This is a genomic window from Nocardia nepalensis, assembly GCF_048910785.1.
In the GTDB taxonomy this organism is placed as follows: Bacteria; Actinomycetota; Actinomycetes; order Mycobacteriales; family Mycobacteriaceae; genus Nocardia; species Nocardia nepalensis.
In genome coordinates this window covers 441678-459100 of sequence record NZ_JBKBET010000005.1, presented here as the reverse complement: position 1 = coordinate 459100, position 17423 = coordinate 441678, and the positions used below count along the sequence as shown (strand labels likewise).

11 protein-coding genes are annotated in these 17423 nt (G+C 68.1%); 6 read left to right on the top strand and 5 right to left on the bottom strand.

Annotation, left to right across the window (positions count from 1 at the left end; genetic code table 11):
* Positions 1 to 198 precede the first annotated feature (198 nt).
* Positions 199 to 420 (top strand): hypothetical protein, encoded by a 222-nt coding sequence (locus tag ACHQ4I_RS06430; protein ID WP_420770725.1) that lies wholly within the window; start codon positions 199 to 201, stop codon positions 418 to 420.
* Here the strand turns inward: ACHQ4I_RS06430 and ACHQ4I_RS06425 are convergent, their stop codons facing one another.
* Positions 421 to 1863, bottom strand: coding sequence for an aldehyde dehydrogenase (locus ACHQ4I_RS06425; protein ID WP_420770724.1), 1443 nt, complete (start codon positions 1861 to 1863; stop codon positions 421 to 423).
* Positions 1864 to 2072: 209 nt separating this feature from the next.
* Here ACHQ4I_RS06425 and ACHQ4I_RS06420 point away from each other — a divergent pair, with 209 nt between their 5' ends.
* Complete coding sequence (locus tag ACHQ4I_RS06420; protein WP_420770723.1) at positions 2073 to 2372, top strand: hypothetical protein; 300 nt, start codon at positions 2073 to 2075, stop codon at positions 2370 to 2372.
* A gap of 5 nt (positions 2373 to 2377) precedes the next feature.
* On the opposite strand, the gene ACHQ4I_RS06415 is transcribed toward ACHQ4I_RS06420, so the two are convergent.
* Positions 2378 to 3160 carry a class I SAM-dependent methyltransferase gene (locus tag ACHQ4I_RS06415; RefSeq protein ID WP_420770839.1) on the bottom strand — a complete coding sequence of 261 codons (783 nt, stop codon included), beginning with the start codon at positions 3158 to 3160 and terminating at the stop codon, positions 2378 to 2380.
* A gap of 199 nt (positions 3161 to 3359) precedes the next feature.
* On the opposite strand from ACHQ4I_RS06415, the gene ACHQ4I_RS06410 reads away from it, so the two are divergent.
* Positions 3360 to 4526: a glycosyltransferase family 4 protein gene (locus ACHQ4I_RS06410; RefSeq protein ID WP_420770722.1), complete on the top strand. Its 1167-nt coding sequence runs from the start codon at positions 3360 to 3362 to the stop codon at positions 4524 to 4526.
* 24 nt (positions 4527 to 4550) lie between these two features.
* Here ACHQ4I_RS06410 and ACHQ4I_RS06405 read toward each other — a convergent pair whose 3' ends face one another.
* Positions 4551 to 7493, bottom strand: a complete 2943-nt coding sequence (locus ACHQ4I_RS06405; protein WP_420770721.1) for a hypothetical protein — start codon at positions 7491 to 7493, stop codon at positions 4551 to 4553.
* A 586-nt stretch (positions 7494 to 8079) separates the two neighbouring features.
* Here ACHQ4I_RS06405 and ACHQ4I_RS06400 point away from each other — a divergent pair.
* Together ACHQ4I_RS06400 and ACHQ4I_RS06395 are read left to right on the top strand one after the other, a co-directional pair.
* Complete coding sequence (locus ACHQ4I_RS06400) at positions 8080 to 9279, top strand: polysaccharide biosynthesis protein (RefSeq protein ID WP_420770720.1); 1200 nt, start codon at positions 8080 to 8082, stop codon at positions 9277 to 9279.
* A gap of 702 nt (positions 9280 to 9981) precedes the next feature.
* Complete coding sequence (locus tag ACHQ4I_RS06395; RefSeq protein WP_420770719.1) at positions 9982 to 10347, top strand: VOC family protein; 366 nt, start codon at positions 9982 to 9984, stop codon at positions 10345 to 10347.
* Positions 10348 to 10517: 170 nt separating this feature from the next.
* On the opposite strand, the gene pgfA is transcribed toward ACHQ4I_RS06395, so the two are convergent.
* On the bottom strand, positions 10518 to 11633 hold the full coding sequence (pgfA, locus tag ACHQ4I_RS06390) for a cell envelope lipid trafficking protein PgfA (protein WP_420770718.1): 1116 nt from the start codon (positions 11631 to 11633) through the stop codon (positions 10518 to 10520).
* A gap of 237 nt (positions 11634 to 11870) precedes the next feature.
* Between pgfA and ACHQ4I_RS06385 the strand changes: the two genes are divergently transcribed.
* Entirely contained in the window at positions 11871 to 13058 is a 1188-nt protein-coding gene (locus ACHQ4I_RS06385) for an acyltransferase family protein (RefSeq protein ID WP_420770717.1), read from the top strand.
* Here the strand turns inward: ACHQ4I_RS06385 and ACHQ4I_RS06380 are convergent.
* Complete coding sequence (locus tag ACHQ4I_RS06380) at positions 13055 to 17377, bottom strand: alpha-(1->3)-arabinofuranosyltransferase domain-containing protein (RefSeq protein ID WP_420770838.1); 4323 nt, start codon at positions 17375 to 17377, stop codon at positions 13055 to 13057. The two genes, ACHQ4I_RS06385 and ACHQ4I_RS06380, sit on opposite strands and share 4 nt — an antisense overlap.
* Positions 17378 to 17423: the final 46 nt, after the last annotated feature.

The following is a 17423-nucleotide window of genomic DNA, read 5'->3' as shown; positions in this document are numbered from 1 at the left end:
CTGAACATAGAAGCTTGTTGTGCGGGGTTGCCCGGCAGTGGCCTATGCTTCGCGTGTTCTCTGTCTCATGACCGGCCAGCTCGATTGCCAAGCATTAACCGTACAACTTAGATCGACCTGAACTACTTCCCTTTCGATTCGTGAACCCGCGGTTTCGCGGCTGACGATTCGATCGACGCGTGAGAGGTGGTTGGTGCAATGACCGATCTGGAAATCGGCCCGTTCACGGTTCCCGAGGTTTCCGGGATCGAGCTAGCGACCGCGAGCACACCGCTGCGGCGCGCCGCGAGCCGGTTGGAGGCCGTGCTGCCGCCGGGCTGGCGTGTCGAAATCGTCGATTCCCCCGGTGCGCCGCGCACTATCAGCGCACCGGGTAACAATCGCCAGCCCGTTCTCCGGGTGGTCATGCCGGAAGACTGATCACCCCGTCCAACCCAGCGGCATCAGCAGCGATTTCTGCTCGCAGAATGCGTCCAGACCCTCCGGTCCGTTCTCCCGGCCGAGACCGGAGGTCTTGTATCCGCCGAAGGGCGAGCTGGGATCGAACGCATACCAGTTGATCGCATAGGTGCCGGTGCGTACCTGGGCCGCGATCTGCGCGCCGTGTTCGATATCGGTGGTCCAGACCGAGCCGGCCAAGCCGTAGACGGAGTCGTTGGCGATGGCCACCGCCTCGTCCTCGGTCTCGTAGGGGATGACCGAGAGGACCGGGCCGAAAATCTCCTCCTGCGCGATGGTCGACTTGTTGTCGACATCGGCGAAGATGGTCGGCTCGACGAACCAGCCGCGATCCAGATCGGCCGGGCGGCCGCCGCCGAGCACCAGCCGCGCGCCCTCTTCCTTGCCCTTGGCGATATAGCCCTCGACGCGTTCGCGCTGACGTTCGGAGATCAGCGGGCCGAAGGTCGTCGCCGGGTCGGTGGGATCGCCGGTCTTCAGCGTCTTCACGTGCTCGACCAGCGCGTCCAGGATTTCGTCGTAGCGGCTGCGCGGCGCGAGGATGCGGGTCTGCGCGACGCAGCCCTGGCCGCTGTTCATCAGGCCGGAGAAGGCGAGCACCGGAATGTTCGCAATATCCATATCCGGCAACAGGATTGCCGCAGATTTGCCGCCGAGTTCGAGCGAGACGCTCTTGAGCTGACCGGTCGCGATAGCGCCGATTTTGCGGCCGACCGCGGTGCTACCGGTGAAGGTGATCTTGTCGACGCCCGGATGCGAGACGAGATATTCGGCGGCGTCGGCTTCGGCCGGCAGGATCGACAGCACACCCTCGGGCAGGCCCGCATCGGTGAAGATGTCGGCGATCTTATTGGCGGTCAGTGGCGTCAGCGGCGCGGGCTTGAGCACGATCGTGCACCCGGCGAGCAACGCGGGCGCGAGCTTATTGGCCGCGAGGAACAGCGGCACATTCCATGCGGTGATGGCCGCGACGACACCGCGCGGCTCGCGCGAGACCCGCGAGGTGCCGAACATGCCGGTGCGAGTTTCGTTCCAGGGGAAGGACTTTGCCAGTCCGGCGTACGCGTCGAGCGCGGCCACCGCCGGAATCTGGTTGAGCGTCATGGCGATCATCTGCGGTGCGCCCATCTCCGCGGTGAGCGTGGCGAGCAGATCGGCCGAACGCTCCTCGATCAGGCGCGCGGCGCGCGTCAGCACCTGGGCGCGCTCCTCGGGCGGGGTGGACGGCCACGGACCGTTGTCGAAGGCGTGCCTGGCGGCGGCGACGGCGGCGTCGACGTCGGCGCGGCCCACCACCGGGACGCTGCCCACCGTCTCGACCGTCGCCGGTGAGATGACCTGGAGGCGCTCGGTGGAGGCTGGCGCGGTCCACCGGCCGCCGATGAACAAGCTGTCGTAATCCATGAGAACACGTTACAGTTTTGTCGCTCGATTGTCTGTAACCTGTTTCAGTTTTCCGACCGGGCAACATTCTGAACAGGACGAATTCCAACCTGCTGGTTCGCTTTCCAGAGAACGCACTATTGCGTTCTGTTGCTGCAAACGTCATGCTTGTAGCTCTGATCAGCTCGCTCGATTCATGAACCGATTACGGCAATTGGGGAGTCAGAGTCATGGCGGTGCAAGTGATCGGTCGGTCGCTGATGACCAGCGATCAGACCGAGCATCAAGCTAAAAGTGTGGGCGCGGGCGGGTGGGTGGTTTCCTTCCTGCCGGGCCGGACGCTGACCATCGAGCAGGCAACAGCAGCGATGCAGGCCGCCGAGGCGGTCGCGGTCGTCGGCATGCTGGCCGATCAAGTCGGACTAACCACACTAGAGACGGTCGGCCTGGCGATTCAGGAATCACCATGGGTGGCAACGGCGAACGCATGCGGGCGCAGAAGCTGGCGCCGGGGCTGGTTGGAGAAGTAGTCGCCCTACTTGGTCGCCACTACCACCAAATTGCTCACCAATAACTCCCGCAGTACCGGTATGTGGACCACCCACCAGGCCCAACGCGGGTGGTAGCGCGGGAATACGGTTCGCACATCGGCGGAAGTGCTTGCCGCCCAACGCAACCCATCGACGGCACCGACCGCGAACAGCGACTTCCCGAAGCGGTTCTTCGGCTCCCGGCCGGTCTTGCGACGGTACCGGCGCGCGGCGAACTCCCCGCCGAGGTAGTGCCAGGGACCGGTTTCGTGCCCGCCGAACGGTCCGTGCCACACCGTGTACGACAGCACGATCAGCCCGCCGGGGCGGGTCACCCGCACCATCTCATCGGCCATGACCCATGGCTGCGGCACATGCTCGGCGACATTCGACGAGAAGCAGATGTCCACGGCGTCGTCGCGGAACGGCAATGCCATGCCGGAGCCGCGCACCGCGCCGGGCACCGACAGTCCGGCGGCATGCATCTCGGACGGATCGGGCTCGACCGGGATATACCGTGCACCCGTCTTGACGAATTCGTCGGCGAAGTAGCCGGGGCCCCCGCCCACATCCAGGATCGTCGCGCCCTCGAGCCCTCGCCCGGTGATATCGGCATAGAAATCGCCGATCATCGCGGCGCTGTCGGCGGCGAGGCCACCATAGAACAGCGCGGGATCGGTCTGCTCGAACCGGAAGCTGCCGAGCAGCCGCAGCGAACGGCGCAATGTCGCCCGTCGCGCGAACCGGGACAGGGACGGCCGTCCGCGCCGTGGGGCATGCGCCGCCACGGCCTCGGCTGGCTCGATTTCAGCTCTCGGCACGGCGCAGAGTCTCGCACAGAGCGGGCAAGCCGCCGCAGTCCCGCCTGCCCGGGATGGGAATCCGCGGGTCGATGCGGCGGGAGCTTACTGGACGGGTGCACGGGTTAGGGTGTACGGCGACATCCGTCGTCCCGACCGGGACCTGCCGACCGAGAGAAGCTCCACCGTGCGCGAAGTCCTCCTGCTGTGCTGGCGTGACACCGGGCACCCGCAGGGCGGCGGCAGCGAACGATACCTGGAACAGGTCGGCGCCCAACTCGCCGCGCGCGGAGTCAAGGTCACCCTGCGCACCGCCCGGTATCCGGGCGCGCCCAAGCGGGAGCGGATCGACGGCATCGAGATCAGCCGGGCGGGTGGGCGATTCTCCGTCTACCCACGTGCGCTGGCCGCGATCGCCCTCGGCCGACTCGGCATCGGACCGCTGCGCGGGCTGCGCCCCGACGCGGTGATCGACACGCAGAACGGCATCCCGTTCTTCGCCGGCGTCGCGGCCGATGCGCCGTCCGTTGTGCTGGTGCATCACGGGCATCGGGAGCAGTGGCCGGTCGCCGGACGTCTCGTCGGACGGATCGGCTGGTGGATCGAATCGCGGCTGTCGCCGCGCGTGCATCGGCACAATCAATATCTGACCGTTTCGCTGCCCTCGGCCGAGGAACTGGCCACGCTGGGCGTGGACGGGTCGCGGATCGCGGTGGTCCGCAATGGTGCCGAACCCGTTCCTGCCGACGCGCCGACCGGCTGCGCGGAGACCCGTGCGGACGATCCGCGCATCGTGGTGCTGTCCCGGCTGGTGCCGCACAAGCAGATCGAAGACGCGCTGGCCGTCGTCGCCCGACTGCGGCACCGGATCCCCGGCCTGCGACTCGACGTGATCGGCGACGGCTGGTGGGCCGACAACCTGAAGGCCGACGCCAGCGACCTGGGCATCGCCGATGCGGTCACCTTCCACGGCCATGTCGACGAGCGGCGTAAACATGAACTGCTCGCGCGGGCCTGGGTGCATGTGCTGCCCTCCCGCAAGGAAGGCTGGGGGCTCGCGGTCATCGAGGCGGCCCAGCACGGGGTGCCGACCATCGGCTACCGCAGTTCGCGCGGGCTCACCGATTCCATTGTCGACGGTGTGACCGGGATGCTCGTCGACGATGTCGGCCAGCTCAGCGACTCCGTCGGGGAACTGCTCGACGACAGCGAGGCGCGTGCTGTCATGGGGGAGAAAGCTCGTGCTCGGGCGCGTGAATTCTCCTGGGAACAAACGGGGAACGGTGTTTACGAGGTGCTCGCGGCCGCGGCTCGGGGTGAGCACACTTCGGGACTTATTCCGCCTGGGCCCTGATCGGCCACGGTTCGCGATCGCGGCTCAGCGCCCTTGCGTGCGCTCTCCCAGTCGTAGCGGTGTGTCGCAATCCGGAGCGTTCTTTTCACGCGGGCGTAGCACGGCAGCCAGTAGCAGTCCGCCGACCAGGAGTGCGGCCCAAAGGATGTGGGCCGCATAGGCGATCACGCGGTGCGTGAGGTGCGATTCGGCGCGATGATCGGTGGTACCGGGGACCCGGTACAGCGCGAGCTGGGCGTCGGAGTAGACCGACTCCAGTTGTGCGAGCGTCGTTTTCGACTCGCCCAGCGGACCCGGCGTGGTGCGCTCGAGCAGGACCCAGCCCACTCCGAGGCCCGCCAGCTGCTGTACCGAACCCCCGTGCAGCAGTACGGATTCCACCTCCCGAGCCCTAGCGCCTTCACCAGCGACAGTTCGCCCGTGCACCGGGAGCTCCCCGGTCTGCAACACGTCACGAGGCAGCATCCGCGGCGCCGGATCCAACACCGGCGCTCTACCGCTGTACGGAAACTTCCGGAACATCCCCCCGGGCAGCACCGCGATATCGCCCGGCCCATCGATCCGCTCAGCGACCCGCTGCCAGCCGATCGGATAATGCACCGGCCGCAGCTCATTGCCCACACCCCAGGCGAGATCGAACAGCGGCAGCGTGAGCAGTGCGATGAATACCGCCGCGATCAGCGCCATCACGGTTGTGCGTGAGTTGTGGGTGGACAGCTCCGTCGACGTTCTCGCGGCAGCGGTCTCTGGTGCTGTGCACCGGTCTTCCTCGGCGGCTGTCGTTGATTTGGCGACAGCGAAAGTGCTTGCAGCACTTCGTGGCCAGACCTCGGCATGACTGTTGGGTTGTTGATCTGACTCGTTTGCTGTGGTGCGGGGGTTGGGGTGGTGGTCTGTGTCGTGGGTTGTGGTGCGGAGGTTGGGGTGGTCTGTGTCGTCGGTTGTGGTGTGGGGGTTGGGGTGGTGGTCTGTGTCGTCGGTTGAGGTGCGGACGCTGGGCTTTTGGTTCGCGTCGGCGGTTGTGGTGCGGGTATCGGGCTGTGGCTCACCGTATTCCGCTGCGGCGGCATTTGTTGTGAACCACGTGGCGACGGTCCGGCATCCAGCTGCGGCGCACAGTGCATAGGCGGGCATGGCGAGTGCCACGTACTTCTGCGTATCACGCAGCAGTCCCGCGCCGGGCACGTGGGCGACGAGCCATTCCAGGACGCTCATCCCCCACGACGTAGCACCCAATGCGGGGAGCGCGACTGCGGCAGCCGCGAGGATCAGCAATGCGCGCCGAATTCGGATGCTCGCGCGATCGGTGTCCTGGGTGGCGTTGGAGTTGGCGGTCTCGGCGTCATGGTGTGTCGAATGAGCTGTGGCGGAGCCGGATTCGACGTGGGTGGCATTGCGGGCAGCGGCTGTGGAAGTGCCTGTTTCGATGTTCGCGGCGTCGCCGGTGCGGGCTTTGGGTTCGGCTCGGGTGCCGGTTGTGGTGCTCGTTGTGGCCTTGCCGGCGGTGCCGATTGTCTCGGGTGCGGCGGGTGTCAGGTGGGGGGTCGTGCCGGGTGCGATGTCCGGTGCGTGGCTGGTGCGGGTTGTAGAGCGGCTTGGGACACCGCGGGGTGTGGACCTCATCGTGGCGGTGGCGCGGATGCCGGTCGCTACGAGGATCAGGAGTAGGGCGGTGCCGATGAGGGCGAGGGGGGTGGTGCGGGAGTCGGGGACCGAGTCGGCGTTCCAGATTCCGCCTAGTCCGGCCAAGCTGCCGAGTGTGCCGAGGGCAGGTTCGGCGCGGGCGGCGAATGCCGCTATTCCGGCTGGGTCCGAGGGCTCGGAGCCGGCGCCGGACAGTGCGGTCGCGGTCAACCACGGCGCGGATGCGGCCAGCAGGAGGGCGAGTGTTCCGAGTAGGTTTCGACGTCCGATCAGAACGATGGCGGTGCAGCCCGCGAGCAGTGCGCCGGTCGGTGTGAGTCCGGCGGCGGCGAAGCATCCGGCGAGCGCGGCCCATGAGGCTGCCCTGCGGGGCGTGCGCATATCCAGGGTCTTAGCACGCCAGAATCGCGCGCGGCGGCTGACGGTCGTGGTCGTGGGTGCGGGGGTTCGTTTGTCTGGTGTCGTTGTGGTGAGGTCTGTGGTTTTCGTGCGGCGGAATCGTGCGCGGCGACTGACGATCGGGGCCGCGGGTGTGGGAGTTTGTTTGTCTGGTGTCGTTGTGGTGAGGTCTGTGGTTTTCGTGCGGCGGAATCGTGCGCGGCGACTGACGATCGCGGTCGCGGGTGTGGGAGTTTGTTTGTCTGGTGTCGTTGTGGTGAGGTCTGTGGTTTTCGTGCGGCGGAATCGTGCGCGGCGACTGACAGTCGTGGCCGTCGGTGCGGGGTTTCGGTTGCGAGGTCCCGCTGTGGCGAGATCTGTGGTGTTCGGGCGGTCGGCGGCGGTCGGCGCGATGCGCCTGCGCTCGGCGCTGGGGTCGTCGAGCGCCAGATTGCACGCGGCATCCGTTGTACCGGTGCGAATTCGATAGGCGGCCAACGCGATCCAGGGCAGCGCGGCGTATCCGGTCAGCAGACTCCAATGGCCTTGCAGCAGACGCTCGGCCACATACGGATTCCACAGGGCGACGGTAACGGCCACCAGTTGCGGTCCGGTCGATACCCGCAGCAATTCGCGGGCGAGCACCGCCGCGCCATATCCGGCCGCCCACAGCGCGACGACCAGGATCGCCTTGACGATCAGTCCGCCGTCGATGACCGATGACAGCGCCGCCACCAGCGCGTCCTGCGGCACCGCGCGCGGAGCCGCATCACCGAGCCCCAACGCCGAGTCCGTCATATACGAGCGCGGCGTGCTAACCGCATCCCGCAGCAACAGATAACCAGGCCCGAGCAGCGGACCGCCAATGAGCAGCGACAGCACCCCGCTGTACCCGGCCGGTGCGAACCGCACCCACCGCGCGCGCCGAGCCACCCTGTCACTCACGCGTGCACCCTACGTTCCGACCCCGAACCCAAGCCCCCCGGGCCATCGCCGCCCCCCGACCTCGGCGTGAGCAGCCACGCGCCACCGCCCAGATGGCCACCGCTACACCGTCGAACACGTTTCCCGTGCCGTCGTCGCAGCTAGGCCAGGCCGTGCGGGGGAAGAATCCATTGGTCGGGCGGTGTGCGGCGTGGTGCCTGTGAGCCGAGCATGTTGCGGCGCGGGGGCGGAATGTCGGTGGTGGCCGGTGTGGGCGTGTGGCGAAGCGGTTGCGGCAGGGCTGTGGCGGGAGCGGTGGCCGTCGGTCGCGCTGGTGGTGCGGCGTTTGTTGGTCGGGCGGTGTGCGGCGCGGCGGGTGCCAAGATGCGCGGCGTTGCACGGACGCCGGAATGTCGGTGGTGTGCGGGGTGAGCCTGTGGATCAAGCGGTTGTGGTGGCACCGCAGTGCGGGCGCGGGAGCGGTGCTTGTCGGTTGGGTGGGTGGCGTGGTGTTTATCGGTTGGTTGCGCGGGGCGCATGTCGGTTGAGCGTGGCGTGTGGGGCGGGGGTGTGTGGGGCTTGGGGGTGTGGGTGGGACGATTGCCGCGTGCCTGCTGTCCGTCGTCTTCCTGTTGTGGCGGATCTGACGTTGGTGACGGCGGGGGCGATGACGGCCAATGTGGCGGGTTATCTGCTGCAGATGCTGGCCAGCCGGTGGTTGGGGGTCACCGGGTACAGCGAATTCGCGAGTCTGCTCGCAGTGCAGCTGCTGTGCGCGGTGCCCGCGCTCGCATTGCAGAACGTGGTGGCCCGGGAACTGGTGCGCGGCGCGAGCGTCGCCGCTTTGCGGGGGTTGCAGTGGCGGTGCGCGGTGATCGTCGCGGTAGTTGCCGCGGCGCTGGTCCCGCTGGTGACCGCGGTGCTGAATGTCGGCGTGATCGCCTGCGCCGCCGCGCTCGGCGCGGCTCCCGCCCTGGTCCTGCTATCCGGCGAACAGGGAATCCTGCAGGGCGGCAGACGCTTTCGCGCATTGGCAATGGTCCTCGGCACTGCCGGAGTCGCACGCGTTGCCCCGGCTCTGGTAGTCCTCGCATCGGGCGGGTCCGCCGCACCTGCCCTCTGGGCCGCGGCCTTCGGAATCATCGCCGCCGCCGCATTCGCCCGCTACACCGCAGCCTCACCCCCACCCCGCCCCCGCCCCACCGCTGATTCTGTTGGGGTGCTGCCGGTGTTGCGGGCGGCGCAGGTACAGGCGGCGTTGATGGCGTTGTCGTCGGCGGATTTGATCGTTGCGCGGATCGTGTTGGGGGAGGCGGATGCGAGCCGGTATGCGCTCGGGGCGATTGCCGCGAAGATCGCGTTCTGGTTGCCGCAGGCGGTGGGGGTGGTGTTGTATCCGCGGATGGCCCAGCCGACGCATTCGACTCGGGCGATCCGGGATGCGCTGGCTGTTCTATCCGGTATCGGGATTGTCGCGGTAGTGGGTGCGGCGGTGGCGGCACCGGTGGCGCCACTGTTCGCGGGGCAGGACTACGCGCCGATCGAAGGCATGCTCTGGCTGTTCGCCCTGCAGGGCGCCATTCTCGCGGTGCTGCAAGGCGCGCTGCTCTCGGCGATCGCGGTAGATCGCACCGCCCTCGCCGCATTGACATGGCTGGGCCTCGCGGTCGAGCTGGTCCTCATGACCTCCTTCGCCCGCTCGGTACCCGCCCTGATCACCACTGCCGTCGGCGTCGCGGCCGCCACCACCCTCCTGGTCGCGGTCATCGTCCTCCGCACCGCCGACCACTCCGCGTCGCGGCCGTGACTCCGCCTGTGTGCACCGTCGACCGACCGTGTGGCGGGCGTGAGCCTGTGCGCGCCGTCGATCGGGCCGTGTGGCGGGCCTGACTCTGCCTGTCGGCACCGTCGTCCGGGCCGCGTGTCGGGCCTGACCTCGACTGTGCGCACCGTCGTCCGGGCGCCGTGTAGCGGGCGTGACTCCGCTGTCCGCGCCGCCGACCTCCGCGTCGCACGCCTGACCTCGCCTGTGTGCGCCGTCGTCCGGGCCGTGTCGCGGGCCTGCTCCACTTGTCCGCGCCGCCGACCTCCGGCGTCGCACCCCTGACCTCGCCTGCGCGTGCCGTCGACTGAGCCGTGTCGCGGGCCTGGCGCTGTCGTCCGGGCTGTGTGGCGGGCGTGACTCTGCTGTCTGCGTCGCCGACCTCCGCGTCGCACGCCTGACCTCGCCTGTGTGCGCCGTCGACCGGGCTGTGTCGCGGGGCCTGCTCCGCCTGTGTGCTCCGTCGTCCGGGCAGCGTCACGCGCCTGACTCCGCCTGTCGGCACCGTCGACCACTCCGCGTGGCGCGCCTGACTCCGCCTGTCGACACCCCCGACAACTCCGCGTCGCGCGCCTGACCCCGTCCGCCCCACCGCACCCACACCCCGCATAGACGGTCTGCACTCATGACACCGCGTTGGCGGGCTTCGACAACGGGAGGCAGGTGGGCTCGCTTACGATCACCGTCATGATCACCGCTGTGCACACACTGGTCTATGCGGAGGATCCGGATGCGGCTCGCGCGTTCTTCCGCGACGTTCTAGGGTGGCCGAATGTGGACGCCCATGGTGGGTGGCTGATTTTTGGTACCGGGCCGAGCGAACTCGGGGTGCATCCCGCGGATGGCCCACCGCGCCATGAGATTTCGCTGATGTGTGATGACATCGAACAGACGATCGCCGAATTGGCCGGGCGTGGGGCGCAGTTCGAGGGTGCGGTCGCCGAGCGAAGCTTCGGGCGCTGCATCGATATGAAGATCCCGGGCGCCGGTCTGATGCTGCTCTACCAACCCTCGCACCCAGTTGCCTACCCCTCGGGGCGGTCAGTGTCCTGATCCGAACCCGATCGGCCGCCCGTTCGAATCGGGGCCGGTGGGCGGGTCAGCGGCCGATACCGATTGCGACACCCCGCGTTGGTCTTCCGCCGCCCACCACCTTTCAGTCCGAAATGAACTCGGCTCCCCTGGCGTAATGCCGGGGGAGCCGAGTGTCGGACGAGCTGAGGTCAGAGGTTCTTCTGGATCCTGATCTGCTCGGTGGGCGAGTCATCGCCACCGCGACGCGGTGTCGGACCGCCACGCCGACCCGCCGCGACGGGGGTCGAGCCGCCGCGGATTCCCAGGAACAAACCGCCGATCAGGGCGGCGACACCGAGCACGCCGAGCACGATCGGCATGATCCGGCCGTACAGCGCCAGCTTGTCGATATTGTCCTTCGCCACCGAGATCTGCGATTCGATGGTGTTCTCGTCGAAGACGAGGTGCGACTTCAGCGCGGTGACGTCGGGGTGGTCGCCGCTGCGCGCGTAGTACAGGTGCAGCTGCTCGCCGCCCTTGACCACGGTGCCGGTCTGCGGCTCGATCCACAGGTCCCGGGTGTTGGTGTAGAAGCGGGTCATGGTGACCGGCTCGTCGCCCTCGAGGCCCCACTTGGCCGCGGGCAGGCTCACCCTGTTGCTCGGCGCCTGGACCACGTCCCACAGGTTGGTCGCCGGGACCGACATCTGGAAGTGGTAGACCTTCGTGCTGTTGATCTCGGTCTCTTCGATGAACTTGGCGTCGTAGGTCTTACGCGAGTTCACATCGAAGTACGGATAGGTCTTCTTCTCGGTGCCGATCGGGAAGCGGTACTGCAGGCCGGTGTGCTGCACCGGGTCGGCGATGCTCTGCAGATCCTTGTTCACCGTGACGGCGATGGAGCCGTTGGGGTCCTTGGCCACCGGTTCGCCGGACTTGCGGTCGATGGTGACCCGGTCGATGGTCGCGGTAAGCAGGCCGGTGTCGCCCTGCTTATCGATGCGCCGCAGCGTCTGACCGGCCTGGACGGTCATCTCGGTGGCATCGGAGGGGTCCTCGACGGTGAGGAACCGCTGCGAGACGAGCGGCACATTGGTGTCGATCTTGGCCGCGCCCTCCGGTGCGGTGAGCGACTTGGCGTCCAGGACCAGGCTGTCCTCACCCGGCTGGTTCGTCGCGATGGTGGTGATCTCGAGATCGAGGGGAGTTTTCGCCAGTTTGCTGACGGTGTAGGTCGGAATCATCACCGCGGCGACGATCAGCAACGCGCCCAGACCCACGAGCAGGCAGGCCACCGTCCTTCGGGTACCGGCACTCAGTGCCATGCAAACTCTCCTCGTCGTAGAACACAGGTCTGTACGCCGAGCACTGCGGGCGCGCCGCGGCACTCGTGAGCCCCGACACTAACAGCCCGATGTCGTACCATGCGGTGCCGAGGCCGGATTCGACCCAGAAATCGCCCGAGTCTAACGCGAAATCTGAAACGTCGGGTTACCAGCTGGTAGGCGCGCCCGTAGCGATTGCTTGCAGGTCGCTCGAAAGGACCGGCAGACTGGAGCCCGATGACCGCCACCCTGCCCGCACCGACCGCCGATGTGCCCACTCGCACGCGCGGTTTCGTGCCCGCCTTGGAAGGTATGCGCGGCATGGCCGCGCTCGGTGTGCTGCTGACACACGTCGCATTCCAGACGGGCGCCGCGAATACGCCTGTGCTCGGCCGGATTTGGGAGCGGTTCGATATGGCGGTCGCGGTGTTCTTCGCGCTGTCGGGCTTCCTGCTGTGGCGTCCGCATGCCGCGAAGGCGCGCGGGCTGGGGACCGCGCCTTCGGTCGGCTACTACCTCCGGCACCGAGCTGCGCGCATTCTGCCCGCGTATTGGGTTGTGGTGGCCGCTGTTCTGATCTTGGTGCCGAGCGCGGCCGACACCGCTGGCCTGCGGGTATGGGTATCGAATCTGGCCCTGACGCAGGTATTCGTGCCGCTGACGCTCACCGACGGACTCACCCAGATGTGGAGCCTGTCGGTCGAGGTGGCCTTCTATCTGGCGCTGCCCCTGCTGGCCTTCGCGGCGGTGCGGCTGCGTGGCGACGCCGCTCGCTGGCGCATACCCGCGATCCTGACGCTGGCGCTGATCAGCCTGAGTTGGAATTTCATTCCGGTACCGACTCCCGACGCCATTCACGCCGATAATTGGCTGCCCGGTTATCTGCCGTGGTTCGCGGGCGGCATGCTGCTCGCCGAGCTCATTGATAATAGGGAACGGCTATCACCGCGACTTCGGCTGCTCGCCAACCAACCGGTGATGTGGAGCGTCGCGCTGATCGCCTTCCTGTTCTCCGCCACCGACCTGGGCGGACCCGCGGGACTGACCCGGGCCGAACCGTGGCAGTACGCGGCCAAGATGGGCTTCGGCGCGATCATCGGTTTCGCGCTGCTCGCCCCGCTGGTGCTGCGCCCACCCGGCGCCCGCCCCCATCGCTGGCTGGAATCCCCGGTCGCCGCGACCATCGGCCGCTGGTCCTACGGCATCTTCCTCTGGCACCTCGCGGTGCTGTCGGTGGTCTTCCCGGTCTTCGGAATCCTGCCCTTCCAAGGCAATTTCATCAGGGTTCTCATCCTGACCATCGCGATCACCCTCCCCATCGCCGCGGCCAGCTATGCCCTCATCGAAGAACCAGCCCGCCGCTTCGCTCGCGATCGTGACCGTGCGAAGGCGGCCGCCGCTTCGGGCACACAAGCGCCGAGCTAACGGCCTGTGCGTCGCGCCGGAAGAGCAGCGATTCCGACGGCGATCACGGCCAGTAGAGCCGGGAGCTGCACCCAAAGTGAGCCGCCCATGTATCCGCTCGCGGCACGCCATGGTCCGGTGGACAGTGCTGCCGCAGCACTGGCGGTGCCGAGACCCGCGACGGCCGCGAGGACTTTCGACGTCACCCGTGCGTAGAACCGAGTGGCGGCGAGCGCGACCGCGGTAAGTGCGATGCCGACCGGCCCGGCGATGACCATTGCGACAGCGCCGATTCCGATCGCGCCCACGATGCGATTGCCCCAGGTAGTCGGGATCGACCCGCCTTCCACAGTCCCGTCGGCCGGGTTCATCTCTGAGTCGTCACCGCTGTCCGCACCGGATTCAGGTGTTGCGGTCGCGGCACTCGCGCCCGCATCAGTGGGACTGGCGTCCGCGCTCGCGACGGGACCCGGTTCCGGTCCAACGGTTGTCGGGATTCGGCGACCGCGAGCCCGGCGGGGGATGGCGAGTAGGACGAGGGGGATGAGAAGTAGCAGGCCGCCGAAAATGCTGAGGCGGTACCAGCGGTCGATGGGGAAGGAGATGGTGATCGGGGCGTATGGGGAGCCGGAGTTGTCGGGCAACAGCCAGCCCTGCTGCCATCCGTTGACCACGATCGGCTTCGGTTCGCTGCCGTCGCCGGTGCGTGCCTGCCAGCCCACGTTCGTGCTGAGCGGCAGGACGAGCAGTTGGTCCGGTGGCGTCGATTGCCCAGCACTGGCAGGGGTGAAATCGGTGCGGTTCAGGCGAAGTCGGTCGACGAAGAAGAGCTCTGTCGGTGCGACGGTCACGTCGGCGCGTCCCGCGGGCACCGCGATCTGGTCGGAATCGAACTCGGAGCCAATGGAATTCGGGTTGCCGGCCAGCTCGGGGGGAAGTTCGGAAGTCGTGCACACCCGCGCGGGAACCGGTGCACCAGAGCGCAACTCGCCAGCGGTCGCGGTGACGGTCGTATGGACGAACCGCCCGCCGAGCGCAACCGTCGGGCCCTGCGCACACGGGACGGTGATCAACCGGTCCGGCCCGGCGGGCGCGGGATACTCGGGTCCGAGCACCGACACCTCGGCGAGCCCGGGGGGTTGTGCGAGGGCGAAACCCAGCGCGGTGCGATCGAGCACCGGCCGCCAAGTCTGGATGCTCAGTTCGATGCGGTCGGTCACCGTGGGCTGCAACGAGATTCGGGTAGCGGCACCGGGTTCGAGTTCGCGGACCTGCGGGCCATTGCCCAGATTCACCGCCACCGACAGCGGTGCCGCGGGCAGCCCACCGAGCGACGGTGTCACATCCAGCCCCGTCACCAGCGCGGGTTCGGGCAGTTCGAGTGTGAGCGTCGGTTTGGCGCCCGCCGGATTCCGCACCGAATCCTCCGGCGCCGTCCAACTCGTCCGCGGATCCCCATCGGTCGCCGCGAAGGCGGAACCGCGCAGGTCGCCGACATCGGCCTTGCCGCGCGCCACCGGACGCGTGTGGTCGGTGAGCAGCGCCTCCAGCGCGGGGCCCTGCCGGGTCCGCACCGTCAACTGCGGCGTGACGGTCACCGGTCCCGGCACCGACAACGTGCGCTCGAACGCGCCGGGTTCCTCCGGCGCCAGTGCCAGTCCCTTACTGCACCGCACCCGGTCCGGCGCATCGAAACAGGCGCTGCGCCCGGGGAATTCCTGACCGAGATCCCAGCCCTGGACCTGCGCGCCCGCCGGGGTCGGCGGCAGCACGGTCCGATGCCGGATATCGACCCGCACCGGCGCGGTGCGGACGGTGTAATCGTCCAGGGTCAGTTCGCTGATGCCGAATTGCCCACCCCGCGTGCCGTCTTCGGTGCGGATGGCGGTGATGCTGAGCCAGTCGGTCTTCCCTGCGGGCAACGAAATCGACACCGGCGCACCGGGTTCGGGAATCCGGGCGGAGACGCTGCCGTCCGCGGTCCGCACCTCCACCCATTTCACCGGGTCGCCGATCGCCGCGGCGCTGGTCCTCAGCTGCAGCAGCCCGGAGCTGATCGGCTGGTCGAGATCGAGCCGAAGCCATTGTCCCAGTGCGTGTTCGGCGCCATTGCTGATCCACGCCGTCGACGGATCGCCGTCGACGACCGCGGCGGTCGAGCTGCCCGGCGCGGATCCGCCCAACTGGGTGGCATCGGCGGCCGAACTCGATGCGGTGATCGTCGCGCCCGACCATTCCCCGCGCACCGGCTCCGCACCGGGAACGGGATAGTCGGGCACCAGATTGTGGGTGCGGCGCGCGTCGTCCGGTGCGCGCAGCGCCGAATTGTGGTTGTCCACCCGGCCGAAATCGGCCTCCCTGGCCATCGGAGTGTCCGTGACGGTCAACGGCCCGATCGGCAGTCCGGCCGCGGCCGCATCGGATGCGAGCAGCATCGGCGAAGTACCGGAATCGCGATGCAGCCGTTCGAGCACCTCGGGCCCGCCCTGGACCGTCCCGACCGAGGCCAGAGGCACCGTGTAGGCGCCAGGGAACGACGTCGGAGCACCAGTGCCGCCGCGTATTTCGACGGGCGCGCCCGGTGACCGCGCCTGGACCCGATAGATCTCGATCGCCGGATAGGCGGGCCGCAGATCGCCGTCCGCGACCAGATCATCGGATATGACGGCCGTCTCGATCGGGTCGCCGAATTCGGCCACCTTGCTCAATCCCGGAGAACCGTCGATCGCCTGATGCGCCAACATCGGCCGGGTCGAACGCGACGTCTCCGGGTCGAGATCATTGCGCAGCACCAGGATTCCGATGCCCTGCTCGGCCAACGTCGCCACGAGACCGGTCGAGGGCCTGCCGTCGGCGATCAACCGCTGCACCGAATCCATCGCGCGGATGGTGCCCGGCGGATTCAGCGGCACCGCATCACGGATCGCCCACGGCGTGCTCGCCAGCGCCTGCAGCGGCTCATCGCGGGTCAGCCCCCACACCTGGCTGCCGAAGGGCGCACCGGGCACGACCAAGGCGCGGGTGTCGGCGGCGTTGTGGGACAACCACTGCGCGGTCTGCTTCCAATACGCGGGCACCTCGTCGTACGCGCCGCGCGGCGCCAGCTTCCCGGTCCATGCCAATGAGGTGGACAGCGCCAGCGCGGTGAGGATCAAGGCGGTGACCGCCACCGACTTATCGCGCTCGGGATGGGCGAAGGCGCTGCGCCACACCGGCATCGGGACCGACGCGGGCAACGGCACCCTGGTGAGCAAATGCGCGAGGCCGAGCACCAGGGGAATTCGGATCAGCGGCTCCAGCTTGTGCACATTGCGCAGCGGCGCGCCACCGGCATCCAGGAATATCCGCACCGAATCCGCGAACGGCCCACTCAACTCACCGACATATCCGGCGCAGATCCCCACCAATCCGACCAGCAGGATCAGCGCGAGCCGCCCGCGAAACGGCATGGACCGCATGGCCAACCCGGCCATCCCCGCCGCCGCGAGCAGTCCGGTGGCCAGCACCGCCGCGGGCTGGGTCACCAGCACCGCGCCCGCGATCCGCTCCGGCGAGACGAAGGGCGTCCAACTGTCGGTGCCGCGCAGCACCTCACCCAGCGACGCCCACTGCGTCGTCACACCCGAGGATTCGATGTAATCCAGGAACGGCGGGCTGACCCGGCCGAGCAGCAGCAGCGGCACCGCCCACCAGAACGTGGCCAGAACCAGCAGCGGAATCCAGGCTCGGGTGAACCGCCACCAGCGCCGGTTCGGGCGGTACGACGCCCACCACAGCAGCGCTGGCAGAAATGCGGCGACCGTCGCCACCGCATTGACCGCGCCCATCAACGCCAGCGCCAGCGCACTCCCGGCGGGCGAGGCCGCACCGCCGCGCTTGCGATTGCGATAGGCAGTGCCCAACGCGGCGGGCGCGAGCAACACCCAGGGCGCGAGCACCATCGGAAGTGTCTCCGACGAGATCGATCCGAGCGTGGTCAGCACCCGAGGTGACAGCGCGAACGCGGCCGCGGCCACGACCCGGGACCCGCGACTGCCGATGCCGAGCGTTTCACACAGCCGGACGATCCCCCAGAACCCGGCGAGCAGCAGCAGCGCCCACCAGATCCGCTGGGTCACCCAGGCGGGCAGGCCGAGCACATGCCCGGCCGAGAAGAACGCGCCGTGCGGAAAGAAATACCCGTAGGCCTGGTTCTGCACCTGACCCATCGGAGCCTGGCTGCTCCACAGGTGGGCGGCGCGTTCGAGGAAACCCAGCGGATTCTGCGCCAGGTCGTATTTGGTGTCGGCGACCGTCAGACCGGGCGCCTGCAGAAAGGTGAGCAGGAACGCCGCGACCACGGTCCCGGCGAACCAGCGTCTGCCGAGCGGGGAACCGTCGAGCTGA